Annotated in this window: 22 protein-coding genes; 18 read left to right on the top strand and 4 right to left on the bottom strand. The window is 52.0% G+C overall.

Annotation, left to right across the window (positions count from 1 at the left end; genetic code table 11):
* The first annotated feature begins 39 nt into the window (after positions 1-39).
* The 3 genes from ABXT50_RS06240 to ABXT50_RS06230 all read left to right on the top strand — a co-directional run bounded on the left by ABXT50_RS06240 (position 40) and on the right by ABXT50_RS06230 (position 2,698).
* Positions 40-1,455, top strand: coding sequence for a glyceraldehyde-3-phosphate dehydrogenase (locus tag ABXT50_RS06240; RefSeq protein ID WP_415274011.1), 1,416 nt, complete (start codon positions 40-42; stop codon positions 1,453-1,455).
* Positions 1,456-1,578: 123 nt separating this feature from the next.
* The gene (locus ABXT50_RS06235) at positions 1,579-2,073 is read left to right on the top strand and encodes an amino-acid N-acetyltransferase (protein WP_415274010.1); all 495 of its coding nucleotides are present in this window, start codon (positions 1,579-1,581) and stop codon (positions 2,071-2,073) included.
* A gap of 13 nt (positions 2,074-2,086) precedes the next feature.
* On the top strand, positions 2,087-2,698 hold the full coding sequence (locus tag ABXT50_RS06230) for a hypothetical protein (protein WP_415274009.1): 612 nt from the start codon (positions 2,087-2,089) through the stop codon (positions 2,696-2,698).
* Here ABXT50_RS06230 and radA read toward each other — a convergent pair.
* Positions 2,685-4,028 (bottom strand): DNA repair protein RadA, encoded by a 1,344-nt coding sequence (gene radA, locus ABXT50_RS06225; protein ID WP_415274008.1) that lies wholly within the window; start codon positions 4,026-4,028, stop codon positions 2,685-2,687. The genes ABXT50_RS06230 and radA overlap by 14 nt on opposite strands.
* Positions 4,029-4,113: 85 nt before the next feature.
* Here radA and ABXT50_RS06220 point away from each other — a divergent pair, with 85 nt between their 5' ends.
* The 5 genes from ABXT50_RS06220 to ABXT50_RS06200 are packed head-to-tail and all read left to right on the top strand — an operon-like array spanning position 4,114 to position 6,730.
* On the top strand, positions 4,114-4,830 hold the full coding sequence (locus tag ABXT50_RS06220; protein ID WP_415274007.1) for a CPBP family intramembrane glutamic endopeptidase: 717 nt from the start codon (positions 4,114-4,116) through the stop codon (positions 4,828-4,830).
* An 18-nt stretch (positions 4,831-4,848) separates the two neighbouring features.
* The gene (proC, locus tag ABXT50_RS06215; RefSeq protein ID WP_415274006.1) at positions 4,849-5,673 is read left to right on the top strand and encodes a pyrroline-5-carboxylate reductase; all 825 of its coding nucleotides are present in this window, start codon (positions 4,849-4,851) and stop codon (positions 5,671-5,673) included.
* 15 nt (positions 5,674-5,688) lie between these two features.
* Positions 5,689-6,291 (top strand): ArsR/SmtB family transcription factor, encoded by a 603-nt coding sequence (locus ABXT50_RS06210; RefSeq protein ID WP_415274005.1) that lies wholly within the window; start codon positions 5,689-5,691, stop codon positions 6,289-6,291.
* Positions 6,292-6,295: 4 nt separating this feature from the next.
* Positions 6,296-6,583: a 2TM domain-containing protein gene (locus ABXT50_RS06205; RefSeq protein ID WP_415274004.1), complete on the top strand. Its 288-nt coding sequence runs from the start codon at positions 6,296-6,298 to the stop codon at positions 6,581-6,583.
* Positions 6,584-6,631: 48 nt separating this feature from the next.
* Positions 6,632-6,730 carry a 30S ribosomal protein bS22 gene (locus tag ABXT50_RS06200; protein ID WP_005504750.1) on the top strand — a complete coding sequence of 33 codons (99 nt, stop codon included), beginning with the start codon at positions 6,632-6,634 and terminating at the stop codon, positions 6,728-6,730.
* Positions 6,731-6,767: 37 nt separating this feature from the next.
* Here the strand turns inward: ABXT50_RS06200 and ABXT50_RS06195 are convergent, their stop codons facing one another.
* A complete protein-coding gene (locus tag ABXT50_RS06195) occupies positions 6,768-7,478 on the bottom strand; it encodes an HAD family hydrolase (RefSeq protein WP_415274003.1) in 711 nt (236 codons plus the stop codon).
* A gap of 43 nt (positions 7,479-7,521) precedes the next feature.
* On the opposite strand from ABXT50_RS06195, the gene ABXT50_RS06190 reads away from it, so the two are divergent.
* Genes ABXT50_RS06190 through ABXT50_RS06180 form a run of 3 tightly spaced genes read left to right on the top strand, consistent with a single transcriptional unit; the run spans position 7,522 to position 9,388 of the window.
* Complete coding sequence (locus ABXT50_RS06190; protein WP_415274002.1) at positions 7,522-7,794, top strand: glutaredoxin family protein; 273 nt, start codon at positions 7,522-7,524, stop codon at positions 7,792-7,794.
* Positions 7,791-8,945 carry a DUF418 domain-containing protein gene (locus ABXT50_RS06185; RefSeq protein ID WP_415274001.1) on the top strand — a complete coding sequence of 385 codons (1,155 nt, stop codon included), beginning with the start codon at positions 7,791-7,793 and terminating at the stop codon, positions 8,943-8,945. Before ABXT50_RS06190 ends, ABXT50_RS06185 begins: the two co-directional genes overlap by 4 nt.
* The gene (locus ABXT50_RS06180; protein WP_415274000.1) at positions 8,942-9,388 is read left to right on the top strand and encodes a small multi-drug export protein; all 447 of its coding nucleotides are present in this window, start codon (positions 8,942-8,944) and stop codon (positions 9,386-9,388) included. Before ABXT50_RS06185 ends, ABXT50_RS06180 begins: the two co-directional genes overlap by 4 nt.
* 55 nt (positions 9,389-9,443) lie before the next feature.
* Here ABXT50_RS06180 and aspS read toward each other — a convergent pair whose 3' ends face one another.
* Positions 9,444-10,754 (bottom strand): aspartate--tRNA(Asn) ligase, encoded by a 1,311-nt coding sequence (aspS, locus tag ABXT50_RS06175; protein ID WP_415273999.1) that lies wholly within the window; start codon positions 10,752-10,754, stop codon positions 9,444-9,446.
* 71 nt (positions 10,755-10,825) lie between these two features.
* Between aspS and ABXT50_RS06170 the strand changes: the two genes are divergently transcribed.
* From ABXT50_RS06170 to ccsB, 5 genes are read left to right on the top strand one after another with little or no spacing between them, the layout of a single operon-like run.
* A complete protein-coding gene (locus ABXT50_RS06170; protein ID WP_415273998.1) occupies positions 10,826-11,467 on the top strand; it encodes a histidine phosphatase family protein in 642 nt (213 codons plus the stop codon).
* Entirely contained in the window at positions 11,464-12,051 is a 588-nt protein-coding gene (locus ABXT50_RS06165) for a TlpA family protein disulfide reductase (protein WP_415273997.1), read from the top strand. Before ABXT50_RS06170 ends, ABXT50_RS06165 begins: the two co-directional genes overlap by 4 nt.
* Positions 12,048-12,770 (top strand): cytochrome c biogenesis CcdA family protein, encoded by a 723-nt coding sequence (locus tag ABXT50_RS06160; RefSeq protein ID WP_415273996.1) that lies wholly within the window; start codon positions 12,048-12,050, stop codon positions 12,768-12,770. Before ABXT50_RS06165 ends, ABXT50_RS06160 begins: the two co-directional genes overlap by 4 nt.
* Before the next feature lie 43 nt (positions 12,771-12,813).
* Complete coding sequence (locus ABXT50_RS06155) at positions 12,814-14,256, top strand: cytochrome c biogenesis protein ResB (protein WP_415273995.1); 1,443 nt, start codon at positions 12,814-12,816, stop codon at positions 14,254-14,256.
* Complete coding sequence (gene ccsB / locus ABXT50_RS06150; protein ID WP_415273994.1) at positions 14,253-15,185, top strand: c-type cytochrome biogenesis protein CcsB; 933 nt, start codon at positions 14,253-14,255, stop codon at positions 15,183-15,185. The genes ABXT50_RS06155 and ccsB overlap by 4 nt, the downstream gene beginning before the upstream one ends.
* On the opposite strand, the gene ABXT50_RS06145 is transcribed toward ccsB, so the two are convergent.
* Complete coding sequence (locus ABXT50_RS06145) at positions 15,180-16,148, bottom strand: o-succinylbenzoate synthase (protein ID WP_415273993.1); 969 nt, start codon at positions 16,146-16,148, stop codon at positions 15,180-15,182. The two genes, ccsB and ABXT50_RS06145, sit on opposite strands and share 6 nt — an antisense overlap.
* A gap of 18 nt (positions 16,149-16,166) precedes the next feature.
* Between ABXT50_RS06145 and ABXT50_RS06140 the strand changes: the two genes are divergently transcribed.
* Together ABXT50_RS06140 and ABXT50_RS06135 are read left to right on the top strand one after the other, a co-directional pair.
* On the top strand, positions 16,167-17,051 hold the full coding sequence (locus ABXT50_RS06140; protein ID WP_415273992.1) for a 1,4-dihydroxy-2-naphthoyl-CoA synthase: 885 nt from the start codon (positions 16,167-16,169) through the stop codon (positions 17,049-17,051).
* Positions 17,051-18,142 (top strand): AMP-binding protein, encoded by a 1,092-nt coding sequence (locus tag ABXT50_RS06135; protein WP_415273991.1) that lies wholly within the window; start codon positions 17,051-17,053, stop codon positions 18,140-18,142. The genes ABXT50_RS06140 and ABXT50_RS06135 overlap by 1 nt, the downstream gene beginning before the upstream one ends.
* Positions 18,143-18,152: the final 10 nt, after the last annotated feature.

Here is an 18,152-nt window from a genome sequence, read left to right as displayed (position 1 = left end):
AGGCTCTAGGAAAACAGCCCAAACTAAGAGGATTCGACAATGACGTCCAACCTGTCTCAAAACTGGGACGATGATCTCGTAACCGCCGAAGAACTCATCCCAATCATCGGCCGGCTCTACCGCCAAAACGGTGTGGTTTTATCAATCCACGGGCGCAGCCTAATCAACCGCAGCCCGATCGAATTACTTAAGGCACATCGCTATGCCAGGCACATCGATGGCCGCCCACTGGATGTTTCAAAGTGCTCAACCCTAGTCAGGTTGCTAGATCAGTTGAACCTGGGGCCAGCCTCAATCGACGTCGCCAGACTGCTCGCTACAAACACTGGAGATCTTGAGGGATTTGTGCGCCAGGAACTGGCCTCAGTGATTGACCACAGCAACGATGCACCGCAGGAAAATGACGTTGTGCTCTATGGATTTGGGCGCATTGGCCGTTTGGTGGCGCGAATTCTGATCGCCCAGGCCGGCGACCACCGAGGTTTGAACCTGAGAGCAGTTGTTGTTCGCCGGGGAAGTGAAGACGACCTGGTCAAGCGGGCAAGTTTACTTCGCCGAGATTCGGTGCATGGACCGTTCGAGGGCACCATCACGGTTGACCAGCACAATGACACGATAATCGCTAACGGAATACCAATTCGTGTGATCTACTCCGACAGTCCAGCCACCATCGACTACACCGCCTATGGCATCAACAGCGCCCTGATCATCGATAACACCGGTCGTTGGCGAGATGAGCAGGGATTGTCGCAACACTTGGAGAGCAAGGGCGCCGCCAAGGTTTTGCTCACGGCACCGGGTAAGGGCGAGCTGCCAAACATTGTTTATGGAATCAACCACGACGAGATAACCCCCGACCAGCGAGTCATTACTGCGGCTTCCTGCACCACCAATGCAATCACCCCGGTTCTGAAGGTTATAGATGATGTCTTCGGAATCAACTTCGGCCACGTCGAGACCGTTCATTCATTCACCAACGATCAAAACCTGATCGACAATTTCCACAAAGGTGAGCGTCGAGGTAGATCAGCGGTGCTGAACATGGTGATAACTGAGACCGGGGCCGCCAGTGCTGTTGCCAGGGTGCTGCCGAGTTTTGCTGGAAAGCTAACCGGTAATTCGATTCGAGTCCCCACCCCGGATGTCTCGATGGCAATTTTGAACCTGACCCTCGACAAGACTGTTACCAAGTTGGAGCTAAACCAAGTCCTGCGGGACGCGTCACTGGAATCCAGCCTTCGAAATCAGATCGACTACATAGAGTCCCCGGAAGTCGTCTCGACCGACTTTGTTGGCTCAAACCGAGCTGGCATCGTGGACGGGCTGGCAACTATTGGCCAGGGCAATCACGCCGTGGTGTACATCTGGTACGACAACGAAAATGGCTATTCCCATCAAGTTCTTCGAGTTGCCCAGGCGGTCGCCGGTGTCAAGCGTGTTCTGTTCCCGCGATAACAAGGCGAGTGCTGCCAAGTTCTCGGTTTAAATTGCCGCAATCAGCGGCCAAAACACCCAGTTTTTCTAAGAACACCCTAAGTTCTACTTTCTGCAACCGGCTAATTGGTTCATAATTACCTAATGTTCCAAATCCGATCAGCCAAAACTACTGACGTCCCAGCCATTAGCAAAATAGCTGCACCCTTGGTCGATAGCCGCGTGCTGCTGGGCAAGGAAATGGTCGAGACCTACGAAGCAATTCAAGAGTTTGTAGTTGCCGAGCAAGATTCCAAGTTGCTCGGCTTCGGTGCGCTTCACGTTATGTGGCAAGACTTGGCTGAGGTCAGGACTTTAGTCGTTGACGAGGAAGCAAAGCGCCAGGGGATCGGCAGAGCGCTTTTGTTAGAACTTGAAGTCAAGGCGCGAGCTCTTGGCGTCACAAGGGTGTTTTGTCTTACATTTGAAAAGGAATTTTTCTCTGCAAATGGCTATCAAGTGATTTCCGATGTTCCTGTCGACCCAGCCACCTACGCGGAGCTGGTTCGTTCGCACGATAACGGCGTCGCCGAATTTTTGGATCTTGCAAGAGTTAAGCAAAACACGCTGGGAAACTCGCGCATGCTCAAGCAGCTCTAGCTAGATTTGTCCCATGGCCCAATTAGACCCAGTGATTATTAGACGAAGAAGACTAGCTGCCTTGGGCATTCTGGCGATTTTAGTAGTCACAATTTGGTCAGTATCTCAGTTTGCAGTGGGCCAAGACCAGGCCGAAGTTGACGCTGGACCTCAGGAAACCGAAGTGGGTATTGCGGCTGAAATCACGGATTGTGCGCCAGGCGTAGTTTCTTTGACAGCAATGATCGGAACCTTCGACGAGGCGACAAAGGCCAACGAAACTCTAAACAATTTCGCAGAGGGTGTGGTTCCCTACCTTTGGTACGAAGTAACCAACACCGGTTTGGTGGACTGCAGGTTCAATGTTGGATCAAGAGTGACTTTTTTCACCATCACATCGGGTGAGCAAACCTACTATTCGTCCAGGGATTGTGATCGGTCCGAAAGTAATGATCTGACAGTTCTGCTTCAGGCAAACGCTCCGCTGAAGGCCGAGCCGTCGGCTTGGGATCGGGTCTACTCATCTTCTGAAGGCTGCAGCGCAGCGCAGGGGCTGCAGGCTGTTCCGGGCGGCGGAGCTACTTACAAGCTAAAAGCTGAGCTCAATGGAGTTATTTCCGAGGACGTTCGCTTCATCCTAAATTAGCTTCGGGCTGAGACGGGTCCGATTGGGCCAGTGCTTGAGTGAGGGCCTTTTTGAGCTGCCCACTTTTTGAATCAATAATTGTCTTGTGACCAAGTCGACTTGCCTCATTGGTTCGTTGCGAGAGATTAGCTACCCCGCGAACCTCTCCTGAAAGCGAAATCTCACCGAAGGCTGCGACTTTGGTTGAAACAGGTTTGTCGCTCACTGCAGAAGCAATGGCAATTGCAATGGCCAGGTCGGCGGCGGGCTCAGTGATCCTCATGCCGCCAACCGTTGAGACATAAACGTCCTTGTCGCTAAGTGAAATTCCTGCTCGGCGCTCTAGCACAGCGAGCAACATTGCCACCCGGGAGCTGTCCACGCCGTTTGTGACGCGTCTTGGTTGCGGGGAGCTGCTCTTTACAACAAGTGCCTGAATCTCCGCCCTCAGCGGGCGCCTGCCTTCGACCGCAACGGTTATGCAGGTTCCAGATACCGGCATGGTGCTGCCGGAAACGAAGAGTGCGCTCGGGTCGCTAACTTCCACGATGCCCTCACCGGTCATTTCGAAACAGCCAACCTCATCGGTTGGGCCAAACCTGTTTTTCAAGGTTCTTACGAAACGAAGTGCTGTTTGACGGTCGCCCTCAAAGTGACAAACAACATCAACCAGGTGCTCCAGCGTTCTAGGTCCGGCAATGGAGCCGTCTTTAGTGACGTGGCCGACCAAGATAACCGGTGTCGAATTCTGCTTGGCGAGTCGAATCAGGTTGGACGCAACCTCTCTGACTTGCGCCGGCATTCCAGCGGCACCATCAATGTCATCAGAGCTAATGGTCTGAACCGAGTCCACGACCATTAGCTCAGGCTTTACCTGTTCGAACTGCCCAAGTACGTGACCTAGATCAGTCTCTGCTGCCAGGTATAGATTCTCGCTCAAGGCATTGGTTCGTTGAGCACGAAGCCTTACTTGGCTGGCGGATTCTTCTGCGGAAACGTAGAGCACTTTTTTACCACTCTTGGCAAGCCTCGAGGCAACCTCCAGCAACAACGTGCTTTTACCGACTCCGGGCTCACCTGAGAGCAGTATTGCGGCGCCGGCCACCAGGCCACCACCTAGTACTCGATCAAATTCAGAAACCATGGTTTTTTGATAGCCATCGGTTACAACTGCCACCTCGGTTATTGGCCTGGCTTCATGCCCGACCGAGATTCTGGCGGCCTTTGCTTTGGTGGTCTGTGCCGCCTCAGCGACTGTTCCCCAGGCTTGGCACTGACCGCACTGGCCCGACCACTTTAGAGTCGTCCATCCGCAATCCGAGCATCGATAATCAATTTTTGTCTTGGCCACAGGAACAAACTACCTTGGGTCACCCCCAGCTAGATAACCTAAGTGAATAAGACTTAAAATTTAGCTTCGAAGAGTTAGGGATCAGATGCGCAAACACTCGCAAGAACTGTGGCTGGTGCTGATGGTCTCTCTCGGTGCCAGCGCGATCTATTCGATTCTTAGTCTTGCCAGAAAACTAACCAGCACCCAAGGTTTAGCCGGCTCAGTAACGACTATCAACCAACCGCTTGCAAAAACCCCTTGGCTAGATTTAGTCAGCCAGCTTGCCTCGATCTCCCTGGCATTAGTGCCAGTGCTACTGGCTCTTTATTTTTTACGGATGGACAACATAAAAATCGGTCTTATCCCGGTAAAAAGGGACTGGCTTATCGGCATCTCGCTGCCTTTGATTATTGGAATTCCCGGCATCGCTCTCTACGCGGTTGCATTGAATCTTGGGCTAACTTCTAGGATTGTGCCGAGCTCTTTGGGTGACTACTGGTGGACGCCGGTCGTGTTGGTACTTGCCGCTCTGCGATCGGGCCTGCAGGAAGAAATTATCGCGGTTGCATTCTTTGCCAAAAAGCTAAAAATCATCAGACCGGAAATAACAATCATTTCGGTAATCATTCTGTCCAGCTTGTTCAGGGCCAGTTATCACCTGTACCAGGGTTTTTCTGCGTTCATTGGCAATTTTGTGATGGGCTTAGTCTTTGGCTACTTGTTCATGAGAACTGGCAGGGTTGCTCCGCTGGTGATCGCCCACACCATTATGAACACTGCAGTTTTCATAGGGTTTCCTCTGGTAGCCGGCTTCTTCTAGTCCTCGTAAGATTTGAAGATGGAGAAACTAAGAGTTTGTTTTTTGGGGACAGGGTCGATGGGCTCAGCCGTGTTAACCGGTTTGATTGCCAGTGGCCACCCGCTAGGGCTAATTTCCGCTACCACTAAGTCAATACTCTCCGCCGATGCCTTGCGCGCCAGGGGAATCAGCGCGATGGCGATCGAGGAAGCGGTTGACGCTAATTCCTTGCTAGCCGGCGATGCCGATTTGATTGTTCTGGGGGTTAAGCCTCATCAAATCAAAGATGTACTCGCTGAAATAAAAGATGAAATTGCCCCAAATGCGGTGGTCATTTCGATGGCTGCAGGAATCAAGCTTGCTTCAATGGCCGAGGTCTTACCGGGAAACCCCAATCTAATTCGCACTATGCCTAACACTCCCGCGCTTGTGGGGATGGGAGTCACAGGGGTGGCACCTGCTCTTAGCGCGTCAGCCGATGCAGTGTCAGCCACCATGGAGCTATTTGACTCTGTTGGCGCAGCTTTGGAGATTAGCGAGGATCAGATTGATGCCTTGAGTGCAATCTCCGGCTCGGGCCCGGCATGGGTTTTCTATATCATGGAACAGTGGGAGCAGATTGCTCAAAACCACGGCTTCACCAGGGAGCAAGCGGCTGTGATGGTTCGCGGCACTTTGGCCGGGTCCATCGACCTACTGGCTCAAAGCGACGAGGAGCCTGGGACATTGCGCTCCAAAGTCACAAGCCCCGGAGGTACTACCGAGCGCATTATCGATACTTTAGAGAAAGCCGACTTGCAGAAAATATTCGAAGCCAGCCTTCAGGCAGCACTTCAAAGGGCTGACGAAATCTCTGCCAGCTAGCTCTAAGCTGTAGTCATGGCAGATATTTTTGAAGCAGTTGCAGACCCTACCCGTCGCAAGCTCCTAGAAAGCTTGCTGAACTCCAATGTTGGTGGCTCCGGTGAGCTCACGGTTTCACAACTTGTTGAAATCACCGGGCTTGGACAACCTACGGTTTCTAAGCACCTAAAGACCCTTCGCGAGGTTGGCCTAGTCTCCGCACGCGAAGAGGGGCAAAAACGTTTTTACTCGGTCACCCCTGAACCACTTGAAGAGATTGAAGATTGGATGATTGACTTCTTGTCGCTTGACTTTGAAAGCGAAGATGAGGTGGTCGATGATCTAGCTCACAGTCTTGCTGGAGCTGGCGAGCAGCTTGGCCACTGGCTAACCGAGCGCTCCAGCTGGCTGACTGGTCAGCTAAAATCAAGGGCCTCCGAGGTCGACATCGACTTCAATGCGGCGGAGATGGGGCGCCGACTGGGTCGCAAGCTCGCCGATGCCAGGTCGGAAGCCGAGAAGTCGGTTAAGGATTTTGAGCGCATTGCTAAGCAAAAGGTTGAAGAAGTTATCGACGATGTGAAATCAGAGGCTCAGCACTTGGCCGAAGAGGTTCGCAACCGAGCTTCGAAGAAGTGACATCATGGCAAAGGGTGCTCAAGGCGACATAAGAGACTTTGCCAGACAACAGCTTAGGAAAAAGCAGGGGTTCAGGACATATCTGGCCGTCTACGCAGGAGTCACAGTTCTGGTCATCGCAGTTTGGTTTTTGACTACTCCAGGGAGTTATTTTTGGCCAATCTGGTTTATTTTTATCATGGGAATCGGAGCGGTGGCGACTGGCCTAGATGCTTATGGGACCAGTTGGTCGAAGCCCATCACCGAAGCAGATGTTGATGCAGAGGTTGAGCGTCTTGGCCGTAGAGGCTAGACTGTTGAGGTTGACCATTCGGGCAATCACAAGTTTTATGAGGTTTTAATGGGTTCAGTTATAAAGAAGCGCCGCAAGCGTATGTCGAAGAAGAAGCACCGTAAGCTACTTCGCAAGACTCGACACCAGCGTCGCAATAAGAAGTAAGTATTAGTAACGAACCCGCCTTCGGGCGGGTTTTGTTTTAACCGCGTTTCAGGTCTCGCTTTTTGAATCTAAGAATGTCCCAGTTCGCTGCTTCGGCATATCTTGTGAGTGCCTTATCAGGATTCACAGCTACTGCGTGCTTTACAAGAGTCAGAAGTGGAAGATCATTTACCGAGTCCGAGTAAGCCCAAGACCTACTCAGGCTAATCCCACGCTCAACGGCTAGTTTCTTGGCGGCATTGCGTTTTGCTCGCCCATGAAGCGCTTCACCAACAAGTTCACCGGTCAACACTCCGTTGTTTCTCGCAACCACGGTTCCAAGCGCTCCGGTGGCACCCAAATCCTTAGCTATTAGCTCTGCAAGTTCGACCGGTGCGGCAGTTATCAACCAGACCTCGTGCCCTTGGGCAAGATGCTCCTTCACAGCGGCAACTGTTTTCGGCCACAGTCTCGGCTTTATTTCGGATTCGTAGACGGTTTGCATCAGCGGTTCAAGAGAGCTTAGGGAGTACCCCTTGGTGACCGAAAGCGCGCGTTCCTTGAATCCAGCCAGGGAGTTGTTTTTCTCTCCTCGACGAATAAACATCATTTGCTCAAAAGCAAATCTCCAGATGTCTCGACGCTTTATGGTTCCATCCCGAAAGGCAATTTTGCCAAATAATATGGTGGTTGCACCGCGGACCAAGGTGTTATCAACATCAAAGAATGCCGCAACTTTTTTCTCATTATTTGTTTTATTTACGGCCACCGCCACAGTCTATTGCCCTAAGCATTTCTAGTAGTGTTTGGGCGTGAACTCAAAAATCAGACTTGAGCTAATTACCAGGCAGGGTTGCCACCTATGTGATGAAGCCCAGGACGCACTGGCCGGGGTAATAGCAAGGTTTAGTGATGAGCACCCGAGCGCTTCATACATCGTTGAAACCGTTGACATCGACCGCAGTCCAGAGCTTCTAGCTAAGTACTCCGAAGAGGTACCGGTACTGCTACTAAACGACGAGCAAATTTCATTTTTCCGTATCGATGCTGACCGAGTTCTAAGAAAACTCAAGGCGCTAGTTTGACCACTAGAGACGGGTTTCCTGACGCCCTGAGGGGCTTTGCTCTCATTGGTATCGTGCTTGTTAATGCGCCTTTCTTTTCGGTAAACACAGTTCTGGGCCTTGGCGGGGCTGATGTCTCCAATGGCTGGAACTCAGTTCCAGTTTTTTTCATCACGAGTCTTGCTTTGGGTAAGTTCTACTTGCTGTTCTCCTTTCTATTTGGCTATAGCGCGGCTTATATCCTCAAGAGCGATAAGGCCAACGTGAGGCGCTTTCTTGCCAGGGCAGTGGTTTTGATTTTCTTTGGTGTTCTTCACGCAGTCTTTCTTTGGCACGGAGACATTTTGTTCATGTATGGAATTCTGGCGATTCTGCTTTTAGCCCTTTATTACCGGAGGGAAAAAGCTATTCGCCTAACGGTTAAAGTTGTCTACATTGTTAACGCGGCGCTACTTTCGCTACTGTCTTTGTTGCTATTTGCAGGGGAAATGTTGGGTGAGGATCTTGGCGAAACGGCAACTTCCAGTTCGCTTGACTCCTCGCTGGCAGTGGGGTCATTTCTGGATAACGCGGGCGCACGCTCCGATTTATGGCTCACCGGTCTACCGGGTAGCTTCGCACTTCAGGCACCCTTTGCTTTCGCGGCAATCTTAGTCGGGGTGTTGGCGGCCAAAAAGCGATTGCTGGCGGATGGAGCTAACGCTTTGACTATGAAGAGGCTTGCGGTGTGGGGTTTTGCTATTGGCCTTCCACTGCAGCTGATTGCAGCTTGGTTCTCACTTGTAAATCAACAGTCGGTCAATTACTCCGTTGGAGCAGAACTTGGCTGGTTCACAGTTACATTCGCCTCCGCTCCTGTCTTGAGTGCGGGGTATGTCGGGGTACTTTGGTTGCTAATGCAGCGTCACAAGCGCGGCTTTGGTTTGCTGGCAGCAGCCGGACGCCATTCACTTAGTGTTTATATCGGCCAGTCGGTTATTCTCGCGTTTGTCTTCTCGGCCTGGGGCCTTGGTTTGTTCGGGATGCTGAACCTAACTTTGGTCACGTTGATTGCTCTTGGTGCTTGGCTGGTGCTTGCTGGCCTTGCGCGTCTGAATTCGAGGTATTTCTCATCGGGTCCGCTGGAGTGGGTCTTGAAAAAAGCCACAGAGCCATTTAGGGCAAGAGCATGAACTTAGAACAGCTCGGATTATTCGGGGTCTTTCTTGCGGGAGCCATTCCCTGGCTAGAGGCAATCGGTGTTGTTCCGGCCGGAATTCTGATAGGGCTGAATCCTTCTCTAACTGTTTTGTTTGCGGTCACCGGAAACGCGATAACAATCTTTTTGTTTGCCTTTGGCGCCAGCAAGCTTCGAAGTGGAATGCGGAAAAGACGCCTGGCCAAGGGTAAGACCGAAGAGTCGCCCAGAATCATTAAGGCCCAACGTTCCTTTGACCGCTGGGGTATTTACGGGCTGGCAATCCTCGGACCCTTGTTCATTGGTACTCAGTTTGCGGCTCTGGTTGCAGTGGCTGGCGGCGTCAAGCCGCTAAAGGCATCAATTGCAATAACTGCTGCGACTATCTTGTGGGCAGCACTAATTGCCCTTGCCTTTGTAGCTGCTGGCTTCGATTGAATTCCCGGTTTTGACGATCCGAATAGCTAGTTGGATTCGGTCCGTTGGGCTTTTTCTAAGGTTCTAGTCGGTTTGGACCGCGGAACAAGAAGCTAGCCTCGCGGATGTTGGAAAGGTTTAGGAGCAACATGACCACTCTTGTTAGGCCCATGCCAAAACCACCGTGCGGCGGGACGCCGTAGCGGAAAAAGTCAAGGTAGGAATTCAGGCCCTCTGGTTCTAGCCCTTTTTCCTTGATCTGCTCTGTCAGAACCTCAACGCGGTGCTCTCGCTGAGCTCCGGTCGTTATTTCGGTTCCCTTCCAAATCAAGTCATAGCTCTTGGTCAGGTCCGGGTTGTCAGCATGCCTCATGTGATAAAACGGGCGAATGTTTTTTGGGTAGTCGGTTAGGAACACAAACTCGTGGTCGTGAGTCTCTTCCACGTGAGCGGAAATCTGACGCTCGCCCTCTGGGTCTAGGTCTCCGTCTTGGCGCGGAACCTTATAGCCGCGTCCCTCGACGATTGAGTGAGCTTCTGCCAGTGGAATTCTCGGAAACGGGATGCTCGGGACCTTTACTTCGAAGCCGTATAGCGCTTCGATTTGGGCTCCGTGCTCGTCTTTGACGGCCTGGATTGCCTTGACCATAAGTTGCTCTTGGAAGTTCATCACGTCTTCGTGAGAATCAATCCAGCTCATTTCCATGTCGATCGAGACAAACTCGGTCGCGTGGCGTGAGGTGAAAGATGGATCGGCACGGAATACCGGTCCAATTTCAAATACTTTGCCGAGGCCTGCGGCCATTGACATCTGCTTATAAAACTGAGGACTCTGAGCGAGGTAGGCGTGTGTTTCGAAGTACTCAAGCTTGAATAGCTCGGCATGAGATTCAGATGGTTGGCCCATTAGCTTCGGGGAGTGAATCTCAACGAAGCCATTTTCAAGCCAGTGCTCGCGCCAGTTTTTTTCGATGGTGGTTTGAATTTTTAGCATCAATGCAACTTCTGGTCTGCGGTAGTCGAGGAAGCGCCAGTCCAATCGCTTGTCGATTGAGGTATCATCCGCAATTGGGCTATCGGCCGATGATGCTCCAACAACCTCTAGCTCTTCTAGCAAAATCTCTACTCCGCCAAGCTTCACGCGCTCATCGTGCTTTAGCTGGCCCTTGATAATTACAAAGCTGCCGTGGCTAAGCGCACTGACTTGATCAGCAAGTGCATCTTCATCGGCCGGTCTCGGGTAAGTCACCTGGACGCTACCGGACTCATCGCGAATGATGATGAACTGGATTCGCTTCTGGTCCCTTAGGGTTTCAACCCATCCGCCGATTGTGACGGGGCCGTCTTGGCCTTGACTAAGTGCGCTGGTGAGTGTGCGGTCTAGCATTATTTAGAATCCTCTGAGTATCTGCAGTCTGGACTAACTAACCCCAGTTTAGCGAGGGTAAACTCGAAGCTATGCCCGCTTCGCGCCTTCATCTAGTTCGCCACGGAGAGGTATTTAATCCTTCCGGTGTTTTGTATGAGCGGATTGAGGGCTTCGAGCTTTCCGATTTAGGCCACGAAATGGCCGAAGCGGCAGCAAAAGCGCTTTTGGCCCAGGGCCGAAAAATCAAGCGACTTATCTCTTCACCGCTTATTAGAGCCCAGCAGTCAGCTGCTCCAATTGCCAAGCAATTTGATGTCGCTGTTGATTTAGACGAGCGAGTTATAGAACCATGGAACAAGTTCAAGGGGATAAAGCTTGCGCCAGTGGCCTTTCTGAAGCGCCCGAGTCTGATTCTAAATCTTGCAAATCCGAAGCTTCCAAGTTGGGGTGAGCCCTACGACGAAATAGCGGCTCGCATGCAGGCTGCAGCCCTAGACGCTTGGGATTCAGTCGATGGCGGAGATGTCGTGATTGTTTCTCATCAGCTACCGATTTGGATGCTTTATCGATCAAGCGCCGGATTAGAGCTTCCTCACAGCCCAAAATCCCGCAGGTGCTCTCTATCCTCTGTAACAAGCTTCGAGATTATCAACGGGAAGCTCACCGAGGTTTCGTATGCCGAGCCTGGCCTAGCTCATGCCGCTAACGCCATCGATGGTGGTGCAGTATGAATCTAAGAACAATCCTCAGAACAGCGATTGGCTTTGGGCTAATCGCGACGCTGCTTGCAGGTTGTGCAAGCGATCCACTGGCCGACCAGTTTCGAGCCGGAGACAATAAAAATTACATTGCGGGCGATGGAACAGTCACTGAGTTCGCCCTAGGCTCCAGGCCGGGGTTTGAAGCTTTTGCCGGTCTCACCGAAAGTGGTCAAGTTTTAGACAGCTCGGCTTTTGAAGGCAATGTCATTGTTATGAACTGGTGGTATTCGGCCTGCGCTCCATGCCGGGCGGAGGCCGGCGATCTGGCAATGCTAAGTGTGGAATTTGAAGACAGCGTTCAGTTTGTCGGCGTGAATGTGCGCGATACCGCGGAAACGGCGTTGGCTTTTGATCGAAACTTTGGAATTGAATACCCATCTTTGATTGATGCTCAATCCGGACAGGTTTCGCTCGCATTTACTGGCGTCGTGTCACCGCAAGCGGTGCCGACAACAATCGTGATTGATCGCGATGGCAAGGTTGCCTCTCGTATTTTGGGTCGAATAGAAGCCTCGATCTTGCGAACGCTTATTCAAACGGTGGTTGATCAGTGAACCCAGGCGAGATTGCACTGAACGGGTCGATGCTCATTGCGGTTCCAGTCGCGCTATTGGCAGGGATAGTCACCTTTATTTCTCCTTGCGTCTTGCCTCTTGTACCCGGTTATCTGGGCTATGTCTCAGGTTCCGCGAACACGAAGACTCGGGTTATGACTGGGGCGATCCTGTTTGTTTTGGGCTTTAGCGCGGTATTTGTCTCGCTCGGTGTGCTGGCAGGAACAGCCGGTCTGTTGGTTCTGGTTAGAAACCCTTGGATACAGGTGGTTTTGGGTTTGATGGTCGTTGTTTTTGGCTTTGCCATGATCGGTCAACTTGGTTTCTTGCAGCGTAACTTTAAGCTCAAACTAAGCCCGAAAATGGGCTTGGCTGGAGCTCCGTTTCTCGGCGTGGTTTTCGCGCTTGGCTGGACTCCTTGTATTGGCCCGACCTTGTCGGCGGTTCTGGTTCTAGCTTCTGACACGGCGGACCCGTTGCGCGGGGGAATCCTAGCCACCGTTTATTCGTTAGGAATTGGGATCCCGTTTATTTTGATTGCGGCTGGGTTTGATTGGGCTAAAACTTCAGTTGGATTCATAAAGCGTCACATCAGAACCTTCAACTTAGTTGGGGGAGCAATGCTGATTGTGGTCGGAATTTTGCTTATGACAGGTCTTTGGTTGCGTTTCAATAATTGGCTTCAGGAGGTGACAAGTGGTATCCAGCTTCCTCTCTAGGCTTTCGTTCTGGCCTCGATTCTTCTGGCGCCAGCTGACCTCGATGCGCAACGCGCTAATACTGCTGCTCTTGCTAGCCGTCGCAGCGGTGCCAGGCAGCGTTTATCCGCAGCGAAGTGCGGATCCAAACGGCGTGAAAGTGTTTTACGATAATGAGCCGGAGCTTGCAGCTGTGCTCGATCAGCTGCAGCTGTTTGATGTGTACACATCCGTGTGGTTCTCGGCTATTTATATTTTGCTTTTTGTTTCGTTGGCTGGCTGCGTGATGCCAAGAACCAAGATTCACTTTGCAGCCCTGAGAGCTCGTCCGGTGCTGACCCCGAAAAATCTAGAGCGGATGCCTGAGTATCTGAGCGAGGCTGGGGATTCATCAGTTCTTGAGAGTGCCATGGTGGTTCTGAAAAAGCGCGGGTTCCGAGTTGATCGCAAGCAAGATTCGATCAGCGCCGAGAAGGGGTACGCAAAAGAAACTGGCAACTTGGTGTTTCACTACTCGCTGGTTGGGGTCCTCTTGGCCGTTGGTTTTGGCGGTGGATTTAGCTTCTCCGGTCAGCGAGTTCTGGTCGAGGGCGACACATTCGTGAACAACCTAGCAAGCTACGATTCATTTTCACCGGGCGCCCTATTTGACGAGGGACAGCTGGAGCCTTTCAGCCTGACTCTAGACGAGTTCGATGTGGTGTATGACCTTGCTAATCGGGCAAACATTGGCCAGCCAATCGATTTCGTCGCTTCGGTGTCTGCAGATTTTGGCCAGACACAAACGGCCAGCGATATTCGAGTGAATTATCCGCTGGCGGCCCCCGGGGCGAACGTGTATTTGACCGGCAATGGGTTTGCACCCGTCGTAACTGTGTTTGACGGCGATGGCAACATCTCTTACCAGGGACCAATTGTGTTTTTGCCGCAGGATTCAAACATGACCTCGCTTGGAGTCATCAAGGCACCAGACGCTATTCCTGAGCAGCTGGGAATTATTGCCTTTTTCTATCCCACTGCAGAGAAGCTAACAACCGGTGCGTATACATCCATTTACCCCGACCCAATCGCGCCGCTGATGACCATGAACGTTTATACCGGAAACTTAGGGTTGGATTCGGGAATCCCGAGAAATGCATATGCGTTGGATACTACAAACATGGAAATGATTGCTGGTCGTGACGGGCCAGTGGCGGCTATCGAGCTCGAGGTCGGACAGTCGGCCGATCTACCAGACGGCCTGGGTTCCGTAAGGTTCGACGGTCTATTGCGATTTGCATCACTGGATGTTGCCCACAACCCGGGCGGAATCTGGGTGTTGCTCTTTGCGGCATTGAGCTTGGTGTCGCTAACGATGTCGCTGATGGTTCCTAGAAGAAGAGTGTGGGTGAGACTGATGTCTGGTGACAGAATTGAGTTCGCAGCTTTATCAAGGCGAGATGATCCAAACTTGCCTCAGATGCTAGAAGAAATAGTTCAAGAAATTAGATCAGGGAGCAAGAAATGACCGAAGTCGTCCTAAACGAGCCGCTATCGCAGGTGTCGCTGCTGTTTGTCTCATCGGCGCTAGCCTTCTTGGCGCTAGCACTGGTGCTTTTTTCCTTTCAGCTAGTGAAACTTTCAACCGTGGAGGCAGTCAGTTCGGAAGCTAAGGCCGCGAGTAGTGGCTCAACGATGGTTATCGAGAAAATCGCCGCTGACAAAATGACCGCCACTGAGCGCGCGGGCTTTATTCTCCTTTGGGTTTCGACCGCCATCTTGGGCGTTGGGGTTGTGCTCCGAGGAGTCGCCGCTGGCCGAGTGCCATGGGCAAACATGTACGAGTTTTCCATCAGCGGTGCTTTTTTGATTTTGCTGGTTTACCTAACCGCTCTAAAGATCAAGGACCTGCGCTTCATTGCGACCTTTATTACGGGCTTTGCTCTCATCACTGTTTTTGCCGCAGTCTCGCTGTTTTACGTAGAGGTCCAAACAATCATGCCGGCGCTACAGAGTTACTGGCTGGTGATTCACGTAGTGGTCGCGATTATGGCAACCGGATTCCTGGCGGTTGCAGCCGGGATGCATATCGCTTACCTGTTGAAGGCGTCCGGTCGCGGAAAGAAACTATTTAGCCACTTTCCGGAGCTACTTCAGCTCGAGCGAATTGCGTATCGGTTTAATGTCGTGGGGTTCGTGCTGTGGAGCTTCACTTTGATTGCGGGTGCGGTCTGGGCCGAGCGCGCATGGCACCGCTACTGGGGTTGGGACACCAAAGAGGTCTGGACTTTCATTATTTGGGTACTTTACGCCGGTTACTTGCACGCAATGGCCACCAGGGGCTGGAACGGCAAGCGGGCCGCATGGCTTGGATTGGTGGCTTTCTTGTCTGTGATTTTCAACTTCACGATTGTTAATCTATTTTTCAAGGGACTGCACGTCTACTCGGGCCTATAAAAGCTTCAGGCAGCGATCTAATCGTTGTTGCCACCAGATCTTGCGCTCGCTGTCAACCGCTAGCTCACTAAGCAGGCCGGGATCAACGTCTGGTTCGTCAAGCCCTAAGTGACCATTTACTGCAACCAGGGGATTACGAGTTATGTCCTTTGCCATCAGTGATGCAGTTCCAAGGCCGCAGTCGTAGTGAAGGTTTGGCAAGCTGGCCGCTAAGTGTAGACCGTGTGAGATGCCGATGCTGCTTTCTAGGGCCGAGCTAACGACACTTTCCAAGCCCGATTCTGAGGCAATCGCCATCGATCTTTTGATGCCACCAAGCGGTTGGACCTTCAAAACCGCTATGTCGGCGGCACCGGCTGCTGCCACTTGTAAGGGGTCGCTTTGTTTGCGAATTGACTCATCAGCGGCAATCTTCATTTGGATTTCGGCCGTAGCTATTTGCCCGCGGAGTTCCACCAGTTCATCGATGGTTGCCACGGGTTGTTCAAAGTATTCAATCGGCAAATGGGCAATTGCCTTAATAATTTTCATTGCTTGTGCCACAGAATAAGTTCCGTTGGCATCGAGTCTGAGACGCGCATCGGGATAGCTTTTGTGGGCTTGGGCTATTCGAGCTAAATCCTGCTCAAGGTCCTGGCCGGGTTCGGCAACTTTTATTTTTATGGTTCGAAACTGGCCGAAGGGTTTTAGGGTTTCGACAACCTGATCGGGCCTGACCGCTGGAAGGGTCGCATTTATGGGTATCAGCTGTCTTACCGGAATTGGAAGCGGATTATTTGCAAACTCGAGAGCCGCCTTCAACCAGGTCGAAGCCTCATCATCGCCGTATTCTAAAAATGGGGAGAATTCGCTGTAGCGCTGGGAGCCTTTAAAAATAAGCGCCTCTCGGTACTCGATTCCTCGAAACCTAGAGCGTAGCGGCAGTCTGACTACCGACACTTGAGTTATTTGAATGCTCTCCACGAGGATTAGTCTAGGTCTATGACAAAATCCGTTTCAGAGCTGTTTGACCCAGAAATCTGGATGACAGTACCGGGGTTCGAAGACCTGACCGACATCAGTTACCACGCGCACAAGCAATTTGGCGTTGTCCGGGTCGGTTTTTCTAGGCCCGAGGTCAGAAACGCTTTCAGACCCCAAACCGTTGACGAGCTTTACCGAGCACTTGATCACGCGCGCTGTCAGGCAAATGTTGGAGTGGTGCTACTTACCGGCAATGGCCCGAGTCAAAAAGATGGCGGCTGGGCTTTCTGCTCCGGCGGCGACCAGTCGGTTCGCGGTAAAGCGGGCTATGAGTATGCCGAGGGCTCTGCGGGCAGACTGCACATTTTGGAAGTTCAACGGCTGATTAGATTCATGCCCAAGGTTGTAATCGCGCTGGTAAGCGGTTGGGCAGCCGGTGGAGGACACTCCTTGAACGTGGTTGCAGATCTTTCAATCGCATCCAAGGAACATGCGAAGTTCAAACAGACTGACGCCGATGTTGGGAGCTTTGATGCCGGCTATGGGTCGGCCTACTTAGCCAAGCAGACTGGCCAAAAATTTGCCCGAGAGATCTTTTTTCTGGGTGCGACCTACGATGCCGACCGCGCCTATGAAATGGGCGTTGTAAACAAGGTGGTTGCACATGCTGATCTGGAGACCGCAGGCCTGGAATGGGCAAAAGAAATCCTTGGAAAGTCACCGACAGCAATTCGAATGCTCAAGTACGCAATGAATGCCGTAGATGACGGACTAGTTGGTCAGCAATTATTTGCTGGTGAGGCTACCAGGCTCGCTTACGGAACCGACGAAGCAAACGAGGGCAAGAATGCCTTCTTGGAAAAGCGCAAACCTGATTGGTCCTCTTTCCCCTGGCACTACTGATGAAGCCCACCCTTACTACTAGCGCGAGTGATCCGTTTGCGGTGCTGAAGATGATGACTCGAGTGGTTGACGGTCAGGTAGCGGGTTTTGTTTCACCTCCGGAGATAACGGGAATTGGCGTTGATTTTGATCCGGTTCCAACTCAGGTCTCTGAAGATGTCGGCTTGATTGTCGAATCATCCGGGTCAACCGGTAGACCAAAGCGAATTGAAATCTCCTTGGCTGCGCTTATCGCAAGTGCTAACGCGTCAGCAAAGTTCCTCGGTGGCCATGGTCAATGGCTCCTTGCACTCCCAGCCAATTACATTGCGGGGGCAAACGTGCTTTTTAGATCTGTCGTCGCAGACACCCAGCCGGTGATCCAAAACACCCGAGTGCCGTTCTCAGCCGAGGGTTTTCTAAACTCGGTTTCCCTAATGCGAGGCGGCAAGCGCTACACATCATTGGTTCCAGCACAGCTTGATCGATTGGCGGCCCTTATCGACCTTGAATCTCAAAACAGTGGGATCATCGCCGCGCTTCAAAGTTTCGATGCGATTTTGATCGGGGGGCAGCTACCAAACCCCGCGACCCTTGAATCCCTGAAAAGTCGTGGCGTGAAGCTAGTTGAAAGCTACGGAATGGCCGAAACAAGTGGCGGGTGCGTTTACGACGGCCAGGCTCTTGAGGGAGTAAATCTTGAAATCATCGACGGTCAGGTCGCAGTTTCCGGGCCAGTACTTGCAAACGGGATTGGCGAAAAGTTTCTAAGTTCCGATTTAGGCGAAATAGTAAGCGGGCGCCTGAAGATTATCGGTAGAGCGGATCGAGTAATAGTGTCTGGTGGCAAAAAGGTTTCACTCGATGATGTCGAGGCCAGGGTAGCGGCCGAGGAGGGTGTCTGGGACGTCATTGCGGTTGCACTCGATTCAAAGTGGGGTCAATCTGTCGGTCTGGTTTTGGCCGTGAGTAAGGGTTTCGATGAGTCGAAGCTTCAAGGAATGCTTTTGGGCCCGGCGAAACCGATTGCGGTGCAAAAAGTTAGCCAAGTACCGAGGCTGATAAGCGGCAAACCTGACTATCAGGCGGCCAGGGCGCTGTTGGCAGATTAGTCTTTATAAA

It is taken from the genome of Aquiluna sp. Uisw_065 (assembly GCF_047731275.1).
Lineage (GTDB): Bacteria > Actinomycetota > Actinomycetes > Actinomycetales > Microbacteriaceae > Aquiluna.
This window is presented reverse-complemented; position numbering and strand designations above follow the sequence as displayed.

Excerpts from the sequence above, each read along its gene's own strand:
- ABXT50_RS06180 (WP_415274000.1), top strand. The coding sequence starts at position 8,942 with ATGAACTTAGAACAGCTCGGATTATTCGGGGTCTTTCTTGCGGGAGCC.
- ABXT50_RS06205 (WP_415274004.1), top strand. The coding sequence starts at position 6,296 with ATGGCAAAGGGTGCTCAAGGCGACATAAGAGACTTTGCCAGACAACAG.
- aspS (WP_415273999.1), bottom strand. The coding sequence starts at position 10,754 with ATGCTAGACCGCACACTCACCAGCGCACTTAGTCAAGGCCAAGACGGC.
- ABXT50_RS06200 (WP_005504750.1), top strand. The coding sequence starts at position 6,632 with ATGGGTTCAGTTATAAAGAAGCGCCGCAAGCGTATGTCGAAGAAGAAG.
- ABXT50_RS06165 (WP_415273997.1), top strand. The coding sequence starts at position 11,464 with ATGAATCTAAGAACAATCCTCAGAACAGCGATTGGCTTTGGGCTAATC.
- ABXT50_RS06210 (WP_415274005.1), top strand. The coding sequence starts at position 5,689 with ATGGCAGATATTTTTGAAGCAGTTGCAGACCCTACCCGTCGCAAGCTC.
- ABXT50_RS06140 (WP_415273992.1), top strand. The coding sequence starts at position 16,167 with ATGACAAAATCCGTTTCAGAGCTGTTTGACCCAGAAATCTGGATGACA.
- ABXT50_RS06155 (WP_415273995.1), top strand. The coding sequence starts at position 12,814 with ATGCGCAACGCGCTAATACTGCTGCTCTTGCTAGCCGTCGCAGCGGTG.
- ABXT50_RS06135 (WP_415273991.1), top strand. The coding sequence starts at position 17,051 with ATGAAGCCCACCCTTACTACTAGCGCGAGTGATCCGTTTGCGGTGCTG.
- ccsB (WP_415273994.1), top strand. The coding sequence starts at position 14,253 with ATGACCGAAGTCGTCCTAAACGAGCCGCTATCGCAGGTGTCGCTGCTG.
- proC (WP_415274006.1), top strand. The coding sequence starts at position 4,849 with ATGGAGAAACTAAGAGTTTGTTTTTTGGGGACAGGGTCGATGGGCTCA.
- ABXT50_RS06235 (WP_415274010.1), top strand. The coding sequence starts at position 1,579 with ATGTTCCAAATCCGATCAGCCAAAACTACTGACGTCCCAGCCATTAGC.
- ABXT50_RS06230 (WP_415274009.1), top strand. The coding sequence starts at position 2,087 with ATGGCCCAATTAGACCCAGTGATTATTAGACGAAGAAGACTAGCTGCC.
- ABXT50_RS06170 (WP_415273998.1), top strand. The coding sequence starts at position 10,826 with ATGCCCGCTTCGCGCCTTCATCTAGTTCGCCACGGAGAGGTATTTAAT.
- ABXT50_RS06240 (WP_415274011.1), top strand. The coding sequence starts at position 40 with ATGACGTCCAACCTGTCTCAAAACTGGGACGATGATCTCGTAACCGCC.
- ABXT50_RS06220 (WP_415274007.1), top strand. The coding sequence starts at position 4,114 with ATGCGCAAACACTCGCAAGAACTGTGGCTGGTGCTGATGGTCTCTCTC.